Genomic DNA, 16,490 nt, shown 5'->3' with positions numbered 1-16,490 from the left:
CCCCGGCGCGGCCACCCCGCCCCGACGAGCGCGGTCAGCCCCCGGGCGGGCCGCGACCGCCCCCCCCCCCCACGCCTCCGGGTAGTCGTCGCCCAGCACGCTCGGAAACTGCGCCGGCGTCAGCAGCACCGCCGTCAGCACGTACAGCGCATCGTCCGCGGCGGCGACGGCCTCATCGTCCGTCCCAGCCATCCCTGCCTCCCCAGTGGTCGTCCATCGGCGCGCACCCTAGTGCGAACGGAAGCCGCTTGTCACGACTGCGCGCACCACGCGGAGCTGCAGGTTTCCGTCTGGACAGGGGCGAAACGGGCCACGACCGGAGAGGGCTGTTCCGCTCAGGCCGCGGGCAGCCCGAGCAGGTCGCGGGCCACGGCGTCCGGGGACTCGTCGCGCTCCCGGGCCAGTGCGACCACCGCGCGGCAGGCCAGCTCGCTCACCCCGAAGGACAGCGCCTCCGGCGACACCCAGGCCGCCGCCTCCTCGATCCGGTCCTGGTCGTCCTCCGCGCGGGCCGCCACATAGACGGCCGCCGCCTCGAACAAGTTGTGCGTGCGCCGGTCCCGCGCGCTCCCCGGCCCCGCGGGCACGGACGTGCGGAGTCTGCCTGCGTACCTGCGGATCATGTCGAACACACAGACCACCTCTCACCGGACGAGCGTCTGAACGATCGCCCATCTCATGGCTCCCAACGTAGAGTTGGACATTCGGCGGCAGAAGGGGGACGACGCTGTGAAGCGGTTCGAGCGACTGGAGCGGATCCGCCGGCTGGACCCGGTGGCGGACGCGCTGGAGATCTACCGGATCAGTGTGGCGTACGAGTTCCCCTGGGACTACGCCCGAGCGCTCGAACTGGCCCTGTACCGCACCTACGCGGTGCCGAGCATCGGCCGGCTGCTCGCGCGGACGGCGGAGCTGACCGAGCGGACGCAGAAGCGGTACGACGACACGGTGCTGCTCCTCGACACCATCGTGGAACACGGCTTCACCGCGCAGGAGGGGCGCACCGCGATCCGCCGCATCAACCAGATGCACCGCAGCTACGACATCAGCGATGACGACATGCGGTACGTGCTGAGCACGTTCGTGGTGATGCCCCGGCGCTGGATCGACGCCTACGGCTGGCGGCGGCTGTCCCGGCACGAGATCGTCGCCACCACCGAGTACTACCGCACCCTCGGCCGGCACATGGGCATCCCGGACGTCCCGCGCACCTACGAGGAGTTCGAAGCCCTCCTCGACGCCTACGAAGAAGCCCACTTCGACTGGGACGAGGAGGCCCGGCGGGTCTCCGACGCCACCCTCGGCCTGATGGCGTCCTGGTATCCGCGCCCGCTGGCGCCCCTGCTGCGCAGGGCGACGCTCGCCCTGCTCGACGAGCCGCTGCTGCGCGCCTTCCGCTACCCGCGACCCGGTGCGGCCACCTCCGCGCTGGTGCGCCGCGCCGTACGGACGCGCGGCCGGCTGGTCCGGCTGCTGCCCCCGCGCCGCAGCCCCCACTTCGCGCGCCAGAACTGGGAGGTCAAGGGCTACCCGGGCGGCTACCGCGTGGCCGACCTGGGCACCCGCCCGGTCCCCGGCCTGCGCGGCTGCCCGGTACGGCACCGGGACACCTCAGCGGCCGACCCCGTCGAGTGACGCCAGGGTGTCGCGCAGCCACGCCAGTTCGGCCCGGCTCGTGGCACGCGCGATGGTGAGGACGCCCCGCCGGAACGGGTCGTCCAGTTCCTCGGCGCGCAGCGGCCGCTCGCCGTCGTAGAAGAAGCTCGCCGGCTCCTCCAGGAAGGCCAGCCGGCGTCGCAGTACAACCGCCTGCGCGGCGGGGTCCTCCAGGTGCCGCAGGAACGCGAGCAGCGTGAACCAGTGGTTCTCGTCGGTGATCTCCCGCTGGGCGGGCTCGGCGAGCCGGCGCCTCAGCTCGCGCCCGCCCTCCTCGGTCAGCCGCAGCACATGGCGTGGCGCGGCCACGGCACCGGGCTCGGTGGCCCGCACGAGCAGGCCGGCCTTCTCCAGGCGCTTGATCGCCGGATACAGCGTGCTCTCGGCGACGGGCCGCACATGGCCGGTGAGCGCCGCGATGTGGCGGCGCAGGACGTAGCCGTGCAGCGGGGTGTCGTACAGGAAACCGAGGATGGCGAGTTCGAGCATGACCGCATTCTTGCGCAGGGGTACCTCGCCCAGCCAATACCGCCTTGACGGTATACATCGTCTCCGAGGTATCGTGGCGGTGTCGCTGAACACAAGGAGGGGCACGGTGCAGCAGGCCACGTTCGACAACAGGGGTAGCCACATCCGGTGGACCGAGGTGCCCGGGGCGGACCCCGCCCGGGTGTACCTGCACGGACTCGGCTCGATGTCCGCCGTGTACCACGCGCACATCGCGGCCCGCCCCGAACTGACGGGCCGGCGCAGCCTGTTCGTGGACCTGCCCGGACACGGCACGAGCGACCGGCCCGCGGACTTCGGATACACGCTGGAGGACCACGCCGGCGCGGTCGCGGCCGCCCTGGACGCGGCCAAAGTCGCCGGCGCGGAACTGGTCGCGCACAGCATGGGCGGCGCCGTCGCCATCGTCCTCGCCCACCGGCGGCCCGACCTGGTCTCGCGGTTGGTGCTGACGGAGGCGAACCTGGACGCCTTTCCGCCGTCGACGGCCGCCAGCAGCGGTATCGCCGCCCATGGGGAGGACGAGTTCGTGGAGAGGGAGCACGCGCGCGTGCTCGAGGCGGTCGGTCCGCTGTGGGCGGCCACCATGCGGCTGGCCGAGCCGCGCGCCCTGCACCGCAGTGCCGTCGGCCTGCGCAAGGGCTCGGACCCCGTGATGCGTACGCTCCTGGAGGGGCTGACCGTCGACCGCGTCTTCCTCCAGGGCGAGCACAGCGGCGAACTCGCGGGCCGGGAACGACTGGAAGCCGCCGGGGTGCGCGTGGTGACGGTCCCCGGCGCCGGGCACAACGTCATGTTCGACAACCCCGACGCCTTCGCGGCGGCCGTCGCCGGAACGCACTGACCCGCCTGGCGCGGTCAGCCCTCGCGCACCGCGAGCGCGAGGAAACGGGCGTCCTCGTCTACGTATGACGTCATGCGCCAGCCGGAGCGGGCCAGGAGCGGCCGGAGATTGGGCTCCGCACGCAGGTCGTCGGGGGTGATCCGGCGGCCCTGCCGCGCCGCCAGTGCCGCGCGTCCGATGGGATGGAACAGCGCGAGCGTGCCGCCCGGCCGTACGCCACGGGCCAGTTCCCGCAGGTTGTCCACCGGATGCGGCAGGTGGGCGATCAGGCCGGCGGCGAACACGGCGTCCAGGCACCCCGAGCGCAGCGGCAGCGCGGCGACGTCGGCGAGCAGCAGGCGCCCGTGGCGGTCCCTGCCCGCCCCCGCGGCGGCCCGCAGCATCGCCGGCGTCAGATCGGCACCCAGCACCACTCCCGAGGGGCCCACGGCGGCCCGCAGGGGCGGCAGGGCGCGCCCCGTGCCACAGCCGGCGTCCAGTACGCGATCCCCCTTCCGCAGACGCAGGTCGGCCACCGCGGCCGCGTAGGCCGGGCCGTCGTCCGGGAACCGGCTGTCCCAGTCGGCGGCGCGGGCGGTGAAGAACTCCTGGACGTGTGTGTGGTCGTCGCTCATGTTCCGCATGATTCCTCACCGCCAGGAGGGATGTCTCTGCGCGCATGTTCGAGCGGGAGGCGATCGTTCCGTCGCAACTGTGCGCCACATTCCGACACCTTTCGAAATGCGCCCCCTTTGTGCGCCCCTGCCCCCGCTAGCGTCCCGGGGCCATGGGACACCTGGACCACGCCGCCTTCGGCTGGCTGACACCCGTGCTGTCGTACGTGATGGCCTGTATAGGCGGCGCGCTCGGACTGCGCTGCACCGTCCGCGCGCTCGCCACCAGCGGCCGCTCGCGCCGCAACTGGCTCGTCACCGCGGCCTCCGCCATCGGGACGGGCATCTGGACCATGCACTTCGTGGCCATGCTCGGCTTCCGCGTCAGCGGCAGCGACATCCGCTACGACGTGCCGCTGACCATCCTCAGCCTGCTCGTCGCCATGCTCGTCGTCTGCGCCGGCGTCTTCGCCGTGGGCTACAGCCGCGACCGCAACCGCGCCCTCCTCCTCGGCGGACTCACCACCGGACTGGGCGTCGCCAGCATGCACTACCTGGGCATGGCGGCGGTCCGGCTGCACGGCGACGTCCGGTACGACCCCGTCCTCGTCGGACTGTCGGTCCTGATCGCCGTGGTCGCGGCGACCGCGGCCCTGTGGGCCGCACTCAACATCAAGTCACCCCTCGCGGTCACCGTCGCTTCCCTCGTCATGGGAGCGGCCGTCACCAGCATGCACTACACCGGCATGTTCGCGGTGAGCGTCCATGTGGACCCCTCCGGCGACGCCCTGCCCGGGGCCACGGCGATGCAGTTCATCTTCCCCCTCGCCGTCGGCCTCGGGTCCTTCCTGTTCATCACCTCGGCCTTCGTCGCCCTCTCGCCCACCGCCGACGAGCGCGAGGCCTCCGCCTCCGCCCAGCGGGCCGTCGAGAGCGTCGCCCGCTAGCGGGACCCGGCCCGAGCGCACCGACCACGTCCCGAACGAGGAGGCCATGCGCCCACCCCGTAGCCCCGAGAACGCCGCCGCCCCGGCAGACCGCCCGCGCGGACGCCGCGCGCACGCCGGACCACCCGCCGACGAGGGCGCCGGCCGCCCGCTCGGCACACAGACCGTCCCGCCGCGCGCGCGGGGAGGCCGCCGGCGCCTGCGCCCCCGGACCGTGCGCGCCAAAGTGGTCAGCCTGCTGATGGTGCCCGTCGTCTCCCTCCTCGCCCTCTGGGCGTACGCCACCGTCACGACCGCCCAGGACGTCGCCCGGCTGCGCCAGTCCCAGCGGGTCGACGCCGAACTGCGCACCCCGGTGGCCGCCGCCGTCACCGCGCTGCAGGCCGAACGCACCGCGGCCGTGCGCTACGCCACGGACCCGCACGCCCGGAACGGCGGCGACCTCGACGACCTGGCCGCCCGCACCGACCGGGCCGTGGCCAGGCTTCGGCTCGGCGAGCACAGCACCGTCGCCGACAGCCAGGAACTGCCCGCCGGCGTCTCCGGGCGCCTCGACGCCTTCGTCACCGGTGCGGAGCACCTGCGCACGCTGCGGACGGCCGTACGGGGCCACAAGGCGGGCTGGGACGAGACGTACACGCGGTACACGAAGGCCATCGGCGCGGCCTTCACCGTGGACGGTGCCCTCACCGGCGTCCAGCAGACCGAGGTCGCCTCCGACGCGCGCGTGCTGCTCGAATTCTCCCGGGCCGCCGAGGCACTGGCCCAGGAGGACGCCCTGCTGGGCAGCGCACGGACCAGCGGCGCCCTCCAGGGCAAGCGGCTACGGCTGTTCGGCGCCGCCGTCGCCACCCGCCGTGCACTCACCGAGACCGCCGTCGCCGATCTGCCCGCCGCCCAGCGCGCCGCCTGGCAGGACCTGGCGCGCAGCCGTGCCCACACCGACCTGGGCGCCGTCGAGGACGAGCTGCTCGCCGCCGGACCGGGCACCGAACCGGCCGACGCCGCACCGCGGGCCGCCTGGAGCGCCGCCCACGCGCGCGTGCAGGACGGCATGCGGACCATCGCCACGGCCACGGGCCGTGCCGTCGCCGGCCGAGCCGACCCGGTCGCCCGCGGCCTGCTCAGCCCGGCGGGCGCCGCCGTGCTCCTCGGGCTCGCCGCCGTCGCCGCCTCCCTCGTCATCTCCGTCCGCATCGGGCGGGCGCTCGTGGTCGAACTCGTGAGCCTGCGCAACGACGCACTGGAGATCGCCCGCCGCAAACTCCCCGAAGCGATGCGGAAACTGCGCGCCGGCGAGGAGATCGACATCCGGGCCGAGGCGCCCGCCGGGCCACCCGCCGAGGACGAGACGGGCCAGGTCGCGGAAGCCCTGACCACCGTGCACCGCGCCGCGCTCCGCGCCGCCGTGGAGCGCGCCGAACTCGCCAGCGGCATCTCGGGAGTCTTCGTCAACCTGGCCCGCCGCAGCCAGGTCCTGGTCCACCGCCAGCTCAGTCTCCTGGACAGCATGGAGCGGCGCTCCGACGACCCCGACGAGCTGAGTGACCTGTTCCGCCTGGACCACCTCACCACCCGGATGCGACGCCATGCCGAGAGCCTGATCATCCTCTCCGGTGCCGCGCCCGGCCGGGCCTGGCGCATGCCGGTGTCCCTGACCAACGTCGTACGCGCCGCCGTCTCGGAGATCGAGGACTACGCGCGCGTGGAGGTGCGCCAGTTCCCCGAGGCCCACGTCATCGGCGCGGCGGTCGCCGACCTCACCCATCTGCTCGCCGAACTCGTCGAGAACGCAGCCCAGTTCTCACCGCCCCACACGCGCGTGCGTGTCACCGGCGAACCGGTCGGCAACGGCTACGTCCTGGAGATCGAGGACCGGGGTCTCGGCATGGGCGCCGAGACCCTCGCCGAGGCCAACCGGCGCATCGAGCAGTCCGAGGCGCTCGACCTCTTCGACAGCGACCGCCTGGGACTCTTCGTTGTCAGCAGGCTGGCCTCCCGGCACGACATCAAGGTGCACCTGCGGACCTCCCCGTACGGCGGCACCACCGCCGTGGTCCTGCTGCCGACCGCCCTGCTGCACAGCGCCGTACGAGAACGGTCCTCCCACGAGGACGGGCAAGCCCATGCCGGCCAGGAGCACGTCCACGCGCGCGTGCCCGGCGCGGTCCCGCCGCAGGAGGCCGCCGTCAGGGCACAGCCGAACCGGCCCGCCCTGGCGGCCACCGCACCCGGCGCACACGCCACCGCCCGGCCACCCGGCCCCCACAGCGCCGGCACGGCGGCCACTCCCCACGGCGCCCGGCCCCTGCCCGGCCCGGAGGACCCGGGCCCCCACGGCGCCGCCCACGAACCCCCGCCCCCCGGCGTCACCACCCTGCGGCTGCACCGCCCGCCGGACGACTCCGAGTCCTCCGAGGACCTCCCGCGCCGGGTGCGCCAGGCGAACCTCGTCCCCCAACTGCGCCACCAGCGCACCGAAGAGCCGGCCCCGCAGCCCGCCCGTGACGACGACCGGCGCACCCCCGAACTCGTACGGGACCGCATGACGGCATACCGCGACGGCTGGACGCGCGGTGGTGGCAGGCAGCCCGGCCGCGGCGCCGCGACGGAACCCGGAACGGGCAGTCACAGCGAAGGAGACCCCGCATGATCCAGGACCCGAACACCGGCCGGCGGTCCGGCGAACTGGACTGGCTGCTCGACGATCTGGTGATGCGCGTGCGCGAGGTACGGCACGCCGTCGTGCTGTCCAACGACGGCCTGGCGGTCGGCGCCTCGACCGACCTCGCGCGCGAGGACGCCGAACACCTCGCCGCCGTGGCCTCCGGCTTCAACAGCCTCGCCAAGGGCGCGGGACGGCACTTCGGAGCGGGTGGGGTGCGCCAGACCATGGTCGAGATGGACGACGCGTTCCTCTTCGTGGCCGCCGCCGGCGACGGCTCCTGCCTCGCCCTGCTCACCGCGGTCACGGCCGACATCGGGCTGGTCGCCTACGAGATGGCCCGCCTGGTCAAACGCGTCGGCGAGCACCTCTACACGCCGCCGCGCCTCGCGGCGCAGCCACCCGCCGCCGGATGAGCGGAAAGGCCGCACGATGACCGACAACCCGACCGGCGGGCCCCGCGAGCCGGGCAGCCAGTGGTACGACGGCGAGGCTGGGCCGCTGGTCCGCCCGTACGCCATGACGGGTGGCCGCACCCAGCCGGGGCCCACCGGCGTGCGCTTCGATCTGATCGCGCTCGTCACCCTCGACCCCGCCGCACCGGCGCTCGACGACGACGCCGCCCTCGGGCCCGAACACCGCACCCTGATCGACCTGTGCCGCCCGGAGACGCAGTCCGTCGCCGAACTCGCCGCGGACGCGGACCTTCCGGTCGGCGTGGTCAGGGTGCTCCTCGGGGACCTCCTGGAGATGGGCTGCGTGACGATCAGCCGTCCCGTGCCGCCGGCGAGCCTGCCCGACGAACGGATTCTGCGCGAGGTCATCGCGGGATTGCGAGCGCTGTAGATGCACGTTCGGACACCGCCGTACGCCTCACCGCGTCCGCGTCCCTACACCTGGCCGTGTCCCGGTCCGTCCGAAGCGGACACGTTGCGCCACGGATCGGGCGCGAGCCGGTCACATCGGGTGTACTTCGGTCCAATCCCTCCGGCGCCCGTCCCCGTTGTCATCATGCTGCCTTCACCACCGGAGCACGCGGACGCCGGCCGTTGCCGGCCCTCCCGAGAGAAGTGATCATGGTCTCCGAGCACTCCGACACCGCCGGCGACACCTCCGCCCTGGCGCTGAAGATACTCGTCGCCGGCGGCTTCGGCGTCGGCAAGACGACCCTGGTGGGAGCCGTCAGCGAGATCCGGCCGCTGCGCACCGAGGAACTCCTGAGCGAAGCCGGGCAGCTGGTGGACGACACCGACGGCGTGGACCAGAAGGTCACCACCACCGTGGCCATGGACTTCGGCCGCATCACGATCCGCTCCGGCCTGTCGCTCTACCTCTTCGGCACGCCGGGACAGGACCGCTTCTGGTTCCTGTGGGACGAACTGGCCCAGGGCGCCCTCGGCGCCGTGGTCCTCGCGGACACCCGGCGGCTGGAGGACTGCTTCCCCGCCGTCGACTACTTCGAGCACCGGCGCATCCCATTCGTGGTGGCCGTCAACTGCTTCGCCGGAGCCCGCGGTTATGGCGCCCACGACGTTTCCCGGGCGCTCGACCTCGACCACGGCACCCCGGTGGTGCTGTGCGACGCCCGCGACCGCGACTCCGGCAAGGAAGTGCTGATCCGGCTCGTCGAGTACGCCGGGCGGGTGCACACCGCCCGGCTCCTGGACTCGGTCGGATGAGGCCGGCGCTCAGGCCGCCAGGTCCCGCACCGCCACCACGTGGTCGATCCTGACGCGGACGAGGAGCTCACCCGGTACGCCGTTGCGGGCGCCGTACTCCTCGGCACGGCCCTCGCCCATGTACCGGGCGGCGATCCGGGTGGCCCACTGACGCACCTCGGCCAAGTCCTCCGACAGCCGGGCACGGCCGTTCAGCACCACGAAGTGGAAGGGCGGACGGTCGTCGTCCACGCACAGGGCGACCCGGCCGTCACGGGCCAGATTCCGCCCCTTCAACGTGTCCTTGCCGGTGTTGAACACCAGCTCGTCCCCGTCCAGGAGGAACCAGATCGGAGCCACGTGCGGGCTCCCGTCGGCGCGGACGGTGGACAGCTTGCCGGTGCGGGTGCCGTCCGAGACGAACGCCCGCCATTCCTCATCGGTCATCTTCTCTGCCATGGGCTCATCCTGCTTGCCCGCACGCGGGTCGTGGGGAAGGCTGGCGGGGAGTTCCTCCAGCCAGGGGGAGACGTCACACGGGGAGACGGACATGGCGCAGCACCAGGGTCTCGACTGGCTCCTGGACGATCTGACCGAGCGGGTCGACCACGTACGCCACGCACTGGTCCTGTCGAACGACGGACTGGTCACCGCGGCGAGCACGGGCCTACGCCGCGAGGACGCCGAGCATCTGGCCGCCGTGGCCTCCGGGCTGCACAGCCTGGCCAAGGGCTCGGGACGCCACTTCGGCGCCGGCAGGGTGCGCCAGACGATGATCGAGTACGACGACGCCGTGCTGTTCGTGACCGCGGCCGGCACCGGCAGCTGTCTGTGCGTGCTCAGCGGTGCGCAGGCCGACATCGGCCAGATCGCCTACGAGATGACCCTGCTCGTCAACCGGGTCGGCGAACACCTCGGCGTCGACGCCAGGCAACCCGAGCGGACCCCGACATCGGACACCTGACCAGCGGCTTCTCCTGCCTCCGCGAAGTTATCCACAGGCCCGCCACGAGAGGCGACAGACCGGCTACGGTGAGTGCACGGCGAACGCACCGGGCGTGAGCCACGGACTCCACGGGGGAGTACGACCATGTCGGCACGCACCTTAGACCCACCCCGCCCCGGCACCTGCACGCCGAGCCGCGCCGCTCGCGAACTGGGCCTCAAGCGGAGCGAGTTCGACCTCGCCGTGCAGCTCGGCCGCATCCGGACCGTGCCCGACGAGGGCGGGGGAGGAGTCCGGCGCGTGGAGTGCGCGGAGATCGACCGCCTCCGCGCCGAGGACGACTTCCCCGCATCCCTCCGCGACCGGGTGCAGGTCGTGGGCACAGCGGAGGGCGCCGCCCTCATGCAGATCCCGGCCGGCCGCTTCAGCCGGCTCGCCCGCCTGGGACTACTCGTGCCCGTCACGTTCTACCTCAACCGCTCCCGAGCCGTGGTCTGGCTCTATCTGGCGGAAGAGCTGCGCCAGTTCGCGGCGGGCCCGGAGAACGCGCGCCTGCTCAAGGGGCGTACGCCCGAGACGCTGCGCAGCCAGCTGGCAGCCGGCGTGGACCTGCGGGCACGCAACTGGCGCGGACGGCACCTCGGACACCTGCTGCGACAGGCCGAGGACCCGTGGGCCCGCGCCGGAGCCGTGGCCGCCCTGCTGGCGCCCGTCGAGATCGCCGACGTCGTCAAGGACCCGTACGAGCGTGCCTACCTGAACCGGTTCCGGCCCGCCCCACCGGGCCACGGCCTCCCCGGGACACCCTCCGCGCACCTCGCCGAGCGGATCACGACGGCGCAGGACGCGGACGAGATCGGCTGGCTGCGCAGCGAACTGGCGCGCTCGGTCGACGAGGCCCGCGAGGCCTCGCCCGCCCCACGCCCGGCCGCCCGCCGCGTACCGCCGGCGCCCCGCACCGGCGCACGGCCCATCCCGCCGATGGCACGGACGGTCACCGGACGCGTGGAAGAACGGACGGTCATCCGGTCGACGGGAGAGCGCACGAGGGCTCCGGAATCCGCGCCACGGCCCGCGGAGCCGACCGTGCGGAATGCCCAGGCGCGCGTGCGGACATCGGAGTCGTGCGTGCGGCCCCCGGAGTTCACCGGCCGGCCGGCGGGGCACCCCGTTCCCCGGGGCCACGAGCCGGCGCCGGCCGCTCCGCCGCGGTCGTCCCGCGGTCTGCGGGCCTGGTTGCGACGGAGAAGCCCCCGCCCGGCGCGGCCGGCGCGGGTCTGAACACCCGGGCCGACGGGCGGCCCCTTGCATCGGCTGCTACAGGGACCTGAACAGGCCCTCCTGCACGACCGAGACGAGCAGTCGTCCCTGCAGGTCGTAGATGCGTCCGCGGGCCAGCCCGCGCCCGCCGGTCGCGATCGGTGACTCCTGGTCGTACAGGAACCACTCGTCCGCGCGGAACGGCCGGTGGAACCACATGGCGTGGTCCAGCGATGCCATGTCGAAGTTCCGCGGCCCCCACAGAGGCTCCACCGGGATACGCACCGCGTCCAGGAGGGTCATGTCGCTGGCGTAGGTCAACGCGCAGGTGTGGACCAGCGGATCGTCACCGAGCGGTCCGACCGCGCGCATCCACACGGCGCTGCGCGGATCGGCCCCCTTGATCTCCTCGGCGTTCCAGCGCAGCCGGTCGACGTACCGGATGTCGAACGGCTGGCGGCGCGCCATCCGCTCCAACTGCTCCGGCAGCGCCCCCAGGTGCTTGCGGATCTCCTCGGTGACCGTCGGCAGCGTCTCGGGGTCCGGCACCTCGCGGGCCGGCGGCAGCTGGTGCTCGAACGGTCCTTCCTCGGGCTTGTGAAAGGAGGCGGTCAGATTGAAGATCGTGCGGCCCTGCTGCACGGCCGTGACCCGGCGCGTCGTGAAGGTGCGCCCGTCGCGGACCCGTTCCACCTGGTACACGATCGGCACGCCCGGGCGGCCAGGGCGCAGGAAGTACGCGTGCAGCGAGTGCACCGGGCGTTCGCCGTCCGTGGTGCGGCCGGCGGCGACCAGCGCCTGGCCGGCCACCTGGCCGCCGAACACCCGCTGCAGGGACTCCTGCGGGCTGCGGCCACGGAAGATGTTGACCTCGATCTGCTCCAGGTCGAGCAGGTCGACCAGTCTCTCGGCCGGATTCGTCATCGGTGGGATTCTCATTCTCCTTGGCTTGCCACGGACCGCGAGCCGCTCACAGCTGGCCGACATCGGTGACGCGGACCACGGCGCGGCCCTCGGCGTCGGAGGCCGCGAGGTCGATCTCCGCGCTGATGCCCCAGTCGTGATCGCCGTTCGGGTCGTCGAAGATCTGGCGGACGCGCCAGAGCCCGTTCTCCGGCTCCTCCTTGATGACCAGCAGCTTGGGGCCGCGGGCGTCGGGACCGGTGCCGAGGTCCTCGTACTCGTCCCAGTACTTGTCCATCGCCTCGCCCCAGGCCTCGGCGTCCCAGCCGGACTCGCCGTCCAGCTCGCCGAGTTCCTCGACGTGGTCGAGGGCGGCCAGCTCCACCCGGCGGAACATGGCGTTGCGGACGAGGACGCGGAAGGCGCGGGCGTTGGTGGTGACCGGCTTGACCTCGTCGGCCTTCTCCTGGGCCTCCTCGGCGGTCATCTCCTCCGGGTTGGCGAGCTGCTCCCACTCGTCCAGCAGACTGGAGTCCACCTGGCGGACCATCTCGCCCAGCCACTCGATCAGGTCCTGCAGGTCCTCGGACTTCAGGTCGTCCGGAATCGTGTGGTCCAGGGTCTTGTAGGCGCTGGCGAGGTAGCGCAGCACGATGCCCTCGGTGCGGGCCAGCTCGTAGAAGGACACCAGCTCCGTGAAGGACATCGCCCGCTCGTACATGTCCCGGATCACCGACTTCGGCGACAGCGGGTGGTCACCGACCCAGGGGTGGCTCTTGCGGTAGGTGTTGTACGCGTGGAAGAGCAACTCTTCCAGCGGCTTCGGGTAGGTGATGTCCTGGAGGCGCTCCATGCGCTCCTCGTACTCGACGCCGTCGGCCTTCATCGCGGCCACGGCCTCGCCGCGGGCCTTGTTCTGCTGGGCGACGAGGATCTGTCGCGGGTCGTCCAGGGTGGACTCGACGACGGAGACCATGTCGAGGGCGTAGGACGGCGACTCGGGATCGAGGAGTTCGAACGCGGCGAGGGCGAACGTGGACAGCGGCTGGTTCAGCGCGAAGTCCTGCTGGAGGTCGACCGTGAGCCGGACGATGCGGCCCTCGGCGTCCGGCTTGTCGAGCTTCTCCACGATCCCGCCGTCGAGCAGGGAGCGGTAGATCGCGATCGCCCGTCGGATGTGCCGCAGCTGCTGCCTGCGCGGCTCGTGGTTGTCCTCCAGGAGATGGCGCATCGCCTCGAACGCGTTGCCCGGGCGGGCGATCACCGACAGCAGCATCGTGTGCGTCACCCGGAATCGCGAGGTCAGCGGCTCCGGCTCCGACTCGATCAGCTTCTGGAAGGTGTTGTCCGTCCAGCCGACAAAGCCCTCCGGCGCCTTCTTGCGCACGACCTTGCGCCGCTTCTTGGGGTCGTCGCCCGCCTTCGCCAGCGCCTTCTCGTTCTCGATGACGTGCTCCGGCGCCTGCGCGACGACCAGACCCGCGGTGTCGAAACCGGCCCGGCCGGCCCGTCCCGCGATCTGGTGGAACTCCCGGGCCCGCAGGGTGCGCACCCGGCTGCCGTCGTACTTGGTCAGCGCCGTGAACAGCACCGTGCGAATGGGCACGTTGACGCCCACGCCGAGGGTGTCCGTGCCGCAGATGACCTTCAGCAGACCGGCCTGGGCCAGCTTCTCCACCAGGCGCCGGTACTTGGGCAGCATGCCGGCGTGGTGCACGCCGATGCCGTGCCGCACGTAGCGCGAGAGGTTCCGGCCGAACTTGGTGGTGAAGCGGAAGTTGCCGATCAACTCGGCGATCTGGTCCTTCTCCTCCCGTGTGCACATGTTGATGCTCATCAGCGCCTGCGCCCGCTCCACTGCCTGCGCCTGCGTGAAGTGCACGATGTACACCGGGGCCTGCTTGCTCTCCAGCAGGTCGGTGAGCGTCTCGGTGAGCGGGGTCAGCTTGTACTCGTAAGAGAGGGGAACCGGGCGGGTCGCCGAGCGGACCACCGCGGTGGGGCGGCCGGTACGGCGGGTGAGGTCCTTCTCGAAGAAGGACACATCGCCCAAAGTGGCCGACATCAGGATGAACTGTGCCTGTGGGAGTTCCAGCAACGGGATCTGCCAGGCCCAGCCGCGGTCGCCCTCGGCGTAGAAGTGGAACTCGTCCATGACGACCTGGCCGACGTCCGCGTGCTTGCCGTCGCGCAGCGCGATCGACGCCAGCACCTCGGCGGTGCAGCAGATCACCGGAGCGTCGGCGTTCACGGAGGCGTCGCCGGTGAGCATGCCGACGTTCTCGGTGCCGAAGAGCTTGCACAGCTCGAAGAACTTCTCCGACACCAGGGCCTTGATCGGTGCCGTGTAGAAGGTGACCTCGTCCCGGGCCAGCGCGGCGAAGTGCGCACCCGCGGCGATCATGCTCTTGCCCGAGCCGGTGGGTGTCGAGACGATCACGTTCGCCCCGGAGACCACCTCGATCAACGCCTCCTCCTGGTGGGGATAGAGGGTGAGGCCGCGCTCCTGCGCCCACGACTCGAAGGCTTCGTACAGGGCGTCGGGGTCGGCGGTCGGCGGCAGCTGATCGATGAGGGTCACGCCCCCATCTTGCCTGGCCTTCGGCCCGAGCGGGGAATCGGCTGCGGGTGCGAAGATCACGGCCGCTACGCTGTGTCGCCGACGCAGCGTCAGCGCATCGGATCAACTGGACAGCGGCGCACGAGGAATGGGGCGGGCAGCGGCCATGATGGGACCAGCACACTCACTGTCGGGGGCCGCGGCCTGGCTGGGCGTCGGAGCCGCCGCCGCCGCGGCCGGGCACCCGATGCCCTGGCCGGTCCTCCTGTCCGGCGCGCTGATCTGCGCCGGCGCCGCGCTCGCCCCGGACCTCGATCACAAGGCGGCCACCATCTCCCGGGCCTTCGGGCCGGTCTCCCGCTGGGTCTGCGAGATCGTGGACAAGCTGTCGTACGCCGTCTACAAGGCGACCAGGAAGCAGGGCGACCCGCGCCGCTCCGGCGGTCACCGTACGTTGACGCACACCTGGCTGTGGGCGGTCCTGATCGGTGCCGGCTGTTCCGTGGGGGCGATCACGGGGGGCCGGTGGGCGGTGCTGGGGATCCTGTTCGTGCACATGGTGCTCGCGATCGAGGGTCTGCTGTGGCGGGCCGCACGCGGTTCCAGCAGCGATGTCCTGGTCTGGCTGCTGGCGGCGACCAGTGCGTGGATCCTGGCAGGAGTGCTGGACAAGCCGGGCAACGGCTCCGACTGGCTGTTCACCGCGCCGGGGCAGGAGTACCTGTGGCTGGGGCTGCCGGTCGTGCTGGGCGCGCTGGTCCACGACATCGGGGACGCGCTGACCGTGTCCGGCTGCCCGATCCTGTGGCCGATCCCGGTGGGCCGCAAACGCTGGTACCCGCTGGGGCCGCCGAAGGCGATGCGGTTCCGGGCGGGCAGCTGGGTCGAGCTGAAGGTGCTCATGCCGGTGTTCATGCTGCTCGGGGGAGTGGGCTGCGCCGCGGCTCTCAACGTGATCTGAGGACGCCGCCGGGATCAGGTCGCCTCGCCGGCGTCCGCCGCGCCGTACCGGCGCTCGAAGCGGGCGATACGGCCCTCGGTGTCGACCGTGCGGGCCTTGCCCGTGTAGAAGGGGTGGCTCTCCGAGGAGATCTCCACGTCGATCACCGGGTACGTCTGTCCGTCGTCCCAGTCGATGGTCTGCTCGCTCCGTGCGGTGGACCGGGTGAGGAAGGCGTAGCCGGCGGCGCGGTCGCGGAAGACGACCGGGTGGTAGTCGGGGTGCTGGTCCTGCTGCATGGCGGCTCCTCGTGCGGGGCGGTCGGGACGGGCGGATCCGCGGGGTCCGGCTCAGCCGGGAAGGGTGTCCTCGTCGACGATGTGCATGGCGGCTTCCTCGGCGGTGGCGGCGGCGCCGTCGATGCCGACGTCGGTGGCGACCAGGGCGGCCTCATCGTCCTCGTGCGCGCCCTCGTCGGGGGCCACCAGCCGGCCGGAGCGGGAGTCGCCGACCTCGTTGTCGAGGAGTTCCCCGTCGGTGCCTGCGCAATCGCCGATGCCGTCGCCGTCGGGCGCGGTGAGGTCCGGCATCTCCTCGGCGAGCCGCTGGTCGAGGGTCTCGCCCGCCTGGCGTTCGGCCGCCGTCACACCGGTGTGTTCGACCGCCCACGGTCGCTCGGGAGGGGACCAGCCGCGGTCGAGGGGGTCGGCGACGCCGTCGAAGTCCAGAGTGTCCTCGACGTCGAGCACCCCCGAGTCCTCCCGGATCTCCGCGGGATCGGGCTGGTAGACGTCGTCCCCCCAACCGTCGGCGCTGTCCACGACTACCTCCAGGTGGTGAGGACGGCCGGGTGCCGCCCCAGCGGACGGCGGGCCGTCGGCACGCAGGGCGCGGAGTCACCCGCCGCGAACCTCCTGGTTCCCGGATGTACCCCGGGCTGGTGCCGCTTTCCAGCCTTCCACCCCTGCTTGCCACCGCGCAACGGCACGGGTCCCGGCGGGACGCCACGCC

At 72.4% G+C, this 16,490-nt stretch carries 18 protein-coding genes and 1 pseudogene; 10 read left to right on the top strand and 9 right to left on the bottom strand.

Going from position 1 to position 16,490, the window contains the following annotated elements:
- Together ABZ923_RS16080 and ABZ923_RS16075 are read right to left on the bottom strand one after the other, a co-directional pair.
- Window positions 1–192, bottom strand: a pseudogene (locus ABZ923_RS16080) (hypothetical protein); the annotation flags it as partial.
- A 143-nt stretch (window positions 193–335) separates the two neighbouring features.
- Window positions 336–632: a hypothetical protein gene (locus ABZ923_RS16075; RefSeq protein WP_361471365.1), complete on the bottom strand. Its 297-nt coding sequence runs from the start codon at window positions 630–632 to the stop codon at window positions 336–338.
- Between the two features lie 97 nt (window positions 633–729).
- On the opposite strand from ABZ923_RS16075, the gene ABZ923_RS16070 reads away from it, so the two are divergent.
- The gene (locus ABZ923_RS16070) at window positions 730–1,635 is read left to right on the top strand and encodes an oxygenase MpaB family protein (protein WP_361471374.1); all 906 of its coding nucleotides are present in this window, start codon (window positions 730–732) and stop codon (window positions 1,633–1,635) included.
- Here the strand turns inward: ABZ923_RS16070 and ABZ923_RS16065 are convergent.
- The gene (locus ABZ923_RS16065; RefSeq protein ID WP_361471363.1) at window positions 1,612–2,145 is read right to left on the bottom strand and encodes a PadR family transcriptional regulator; all 534 of its coding nucleotides are present in this window, start codon (window positions 2,143–2,145) and stop codon (window positions 1,612–1,614) included. The two genes, ABZ923_RS16070 and ABZ923_RS16065, sit on opposite strands and share 24 nt — an antisense overlap.
- A 106-nt stretch (window positions 2,146–2,251) precedes the next feature.
- Between ABZ923_RS16065 and ABZ923_RS16060 the strand changes: the two genes are divergently transcribed.
- Entirely contained in the window at window positions 2,252–3,007 is a 756-nt protein-coding gene (locus ABZ923_RS16060; protein WP_361471361.1) for an alpha/beta hydrolase, read from the top strand.
- A 14-nt stretch (window positions 3,008–3,021) separates the two neighbouring features.
- Here ABZ923_RS16060 and ABZ923_RS16055 read toward each other — a convergent pair whose 3' ends face one another.
- The gene (locus ABZ923_RS16055) at window positions 3,022–3,621 is read right to left on the bottom strand and encodes a class I SAM-dependent methyltransferase (protein ID WP_361471359.1); all 600 of its coding nucleotides are present in this window, start codon (window positions 3,619–3,621) and stop codon (window positions 3,022–3,024) included.
- A gap of 152 nt (window positions 3,622–3,773) precedes the next feature.
- On the opposite strand from ABZ923_RS16055, the gene ABZ923_RS16050 reads away from it, so the two are divergent.
- The 5 genes from ABZ923_RS16050 to ABZ923_RS16030 all read left to right on the top strand — a co-directional run bounded on the left by ABZ923_RS16050 (window position 3,774) and on the right by ABZ923_RS16030 (window position 8,891).
- Window positions 3,774–4,547 carry an MHYT domain-containing protein gene (locus tag ABZ923_RS16050; protein WP_361471357.1) on the top strand — a complete coding sequence of 258 codons (774 nt, stop codon included), beginning with the start codon at window positions 3,774–3,776 and terminating at the stop codon, window positions 4,545–4,547.
- Window positions 4,548–4,593: 46 nt separating this feature from the next.
- Entirely contained in the window at window positions 4,594–7,200 is a 2,607-nt protein-coding gene (locus ABZ923_RS16045) for a nitrate- and nitrite sensing domain-containing protein (protein WP_361471355.1), read from the top strand.
- The gene (locus ABZ923_RS16040) at window positions 7,197–7,628 is read left to right on the top strand and encodes a roadblock/LC7 domain-containing protein (RefSeq protein WP_030340139.1); all 432 of its coding nucleotides are present in this window, start codon (window positions 7,197–7,199) and stop codon (window positions 7,626–7,628) included. The genes ABZ923_RS16045 and ABZ923_RS16040 overlap by 4 nt, the downstream gene beginning before the upstream one ends.
- A 16-nt stretch (window positions 7,629–7,644) precedes the next feature.
- A complete protein-coding gene (locus ABZ923_RS16035; RefSeq protein ID WP_361471353.1) occupies window positions 7,645–8,058 on the top strand; it encodes a DUF742 domain-containing protein in 414 nt (137 codons plus the stop codon).
- Between the two features lie 230 nt (window positions 8,059–8,288).
- Window positions 8,289–8,891 carry an ATP/GTP-binding protein gene (locus tag ABZ923_RS16030; RefSeq protein ID WP_361471351.1) on the top strand — a complete coding sequence of 201 codons (603 nt, stop codon included), beginning with the start codon at window positions 8,289–8,291 and terminating at the stop codon, window positions 8,889–8,891.
- 9 nt (window positions 8,892–8,900) lie between these two features.
- On the opposite strand, the gene ABZ923_RS16025 is transcribed toward ABZ923_RS16030, so the two are convergent.
- Window positions 8,901–9,329 carry a PPOX class F420-dependent oxidoreductase gene (locus ABZ923_RS16025; RefSeq protein WP_361471349.1) on the bottom strand — a complete coding sequence of 143 codons (429 nt, stop codon included), beginning with the start codon at window positions 9,327–9,329 and terminating at the stop codon, window positions 8,901–8,903.
- A 91-nt stretch (window positions 9,330–9,420) separates the two neighbouring features.
- On the opposite strand from ABZ923_RS16025, the gene ABZ923_RS16020 reads away from it, so the two are divergent.
- Both ABZ923_RS16020 and ABZ923_RS16015 read left to right on the top strand, forming a co-directional pair.
- Window positions 9,421–9,834, top strand: coding sequence for a roadblock/LC7 domain-containing protein (locus ABZ923_RS16020; protein WP_361471347.1), 414 nt, complete (start codon window positions 9,421–9,423; stop codon window positions 9,832–9,834).
- 126 nt (window positions 9,835–9,960) lie between these two features.
- The gene (locus tag ABZ923_RS16015; RefSeq protein ID WP_361471345.1) at window positions 9,961–11,097 is read left to right on the top strand and encodes a DUF6397 family protein; all 1,137 of its coding nucleotides are present in this window, start codon (window positions 9,961–9,963) and stop codon (window positions 11,095–11,097) included.
- Window positions 11,098–11,133: 36 nt separating this feature from the next.
- Here the strand turns inward: ABZ923_RS16015 and ABZ923_RS16010 are convergent, their stop codons facing one another.
- Both ABZ923_RS16010 and ABZ923_RS16005 read right to left on the bottom strand, forming a co-directional pair.
- The gene (locus ABZ923_RS16010; protein WP_361471343.1) at window positions 11,134–12,000 is read right to left on the bottom strand and encodes an acyl-CoA thioesterase II; all 867 of its coding nucleotides are present in this window, start codon (window positions 11,998–12,000) and stop codon (window positions 11,134–11,136) included.
- 46 nt (window positions 12,001–12,046) lie between these two features.
- Window positions 12,047–14,560: a DUF3516 domain-containing protein gene (locus ABZ923_RS16005; protein ID WP_361471341.1), complete on the bottom strand. Its 2,514-nt coding sequence runs from the start codon at window positions 14,558–14,560 to the stop codon at window positions 12,047–12,049.
- A 145-nt stretch (window positions 14,561–14,705) separates the two neighbouring features.
- Between ABZ923_RS16005 and ABZ923_RS16000 the strand changes: the two genes are divergently transcribed.
- Window positions 14,706–15,500: a metal-dependent hydrolase gene (locus ABZ923_RS16000; protein ID WP_361471339.1), complete on the top strand. Its 795-nt coding sequence runs from the start codon at window positions 14,706–14,708 to the stop codon at window positions 15,498–15,500.
- A gap of 14 nt (window positions 15,501–15,514) precedes the next feature.
- Here ABZ923_RS16000 and ABZ923_RS15995 read toward each other — a convergent pair whose 3' ends face one another.
- On the bottom strand, window positions 15,515–15,778 hold the full coding sequence (locus tag ABZ923_RS15995; RefSeq protein ID WP_358644491.1) for a type B 50S ribosomal protein L31: 264 nt from the start codon (window positions 15,776–15,778) through the stop codon (window positions 15,515–15,517).
- Between the two features lie 51 nt (window positions 15,779–15,829).
- Complete coding sequence (locus ABZ923_RS15990; protein ID WP_361471337.1) at window positions 15,830–16,300, bottom strand: DUF5709 domain-containing protein; 471 nt, start codon at window positions 16,298–16,300, stop codon at window positions 15,830–15,832.
- Between the last annotated feature and the right edge of the window lie 190 nt (window positions 16,301–16,490).

It is taken from the genome of Streptomyces sp. NPDC046881 (genome assembly GCF_040645015.1).
Classification (GTDB): Bacteria; Actinomycetota; Actinomycetes; order Streptomycetales; family Streptomycetaceae; genus Streptomyces.
This window is presented reverse-complemented; position numbering and strand designations above follow the sequence as displayed.

Coding starts and splice junctions, on each gene's coding strand:
- ABZ923_RS16000 (WP_361471339.1), top strand. CDS start 14,706: ATGATGGGACCAGCACACTCACTGTCGGGGGCCGCGGCCTGGCTGGGC.
- ABZ923_RS16025 (WP_361471349.1), bottom strand. CDS start 9,329: ATGGCAGAGAAGATGACCGATGAGGAATGGCGGGCGTTCGTCTCGGAC.
- ABZ923_RS16065 (WP_361471363.1), bottom strand. CDS start 2,145: ATGCTCGAACTCGCCATCCTCGGTTTCCTGTACGACACCCCGCTGCAC.
- ABZ923_RS16050 (WP_361471357.1), top strand. CDS start 3,774: ATGGGACACCTGGACCACGCCGCCTTCGGCTGGCTGACACCCGTGCTG.
- ABZ923_RS16030 (WP_361471351.1), top strand. CDS start 8,289: ATGGTCTCCGAGCACTCCGACACCGCCGGCGACACCTCCGCCCTGGCG.
- ABZ923_RS16010 (WP_361471343.1), bottom strand. CDS start 12,000: ATGACGAATCCGGCCGAGAGACTGGTCGACCTGCTCGACCTGGAGCAG.
- ABZ923_RS15995 (WP_358644491.1), bottom strand. CDS start 15,778: ATGCAGCAGGACCAGCACCCCGACTACCACCCGGTCGTCTTCCGCGAC.
- ABZ923_RS16040 (WP_030340139.1), top strand. CDS start 7,197: ATGATCCAGGACCCGAACACCGGCCGGCGGTCCGGCGAACTGGACTGG.
- ABZ923_RS16045 (WP_361471355.1), top strand. CDS start 4,594: ATGCGCCCACCCCGTAGCCCCGAGAACGCCGCCGCCCCGGCAGACCGC.
- ABZ923_RS16015 (WP_361471345.1), top strand. CDS start 9,961: ATGTCGGCACGCACCTTAGACCCACCCCGCCCCGGCACCTGCACGCCG.
- ABZ923_RS16055 (WP_361471359.1), bottom strand. CDS start 3,621: ATGAGCGACGACCACACACACGTCCAGGAGTTCTTCACCGCCCGCGCC.
- ABZ923_RS16020 (WP_361471347.1), top strand. CDS start 9,421: ATGGCGCAGCACCAGGGTCTCGACTGGCTCCTGGACGATCTGACCGAG.
- ABZ923_RS16035 (WP_361471353.1), top strand. CDS start 7,645: ATGACCGACAACCCGACCGGCGGGCCCCGCGAGCCGGGCAGCCAGTGG.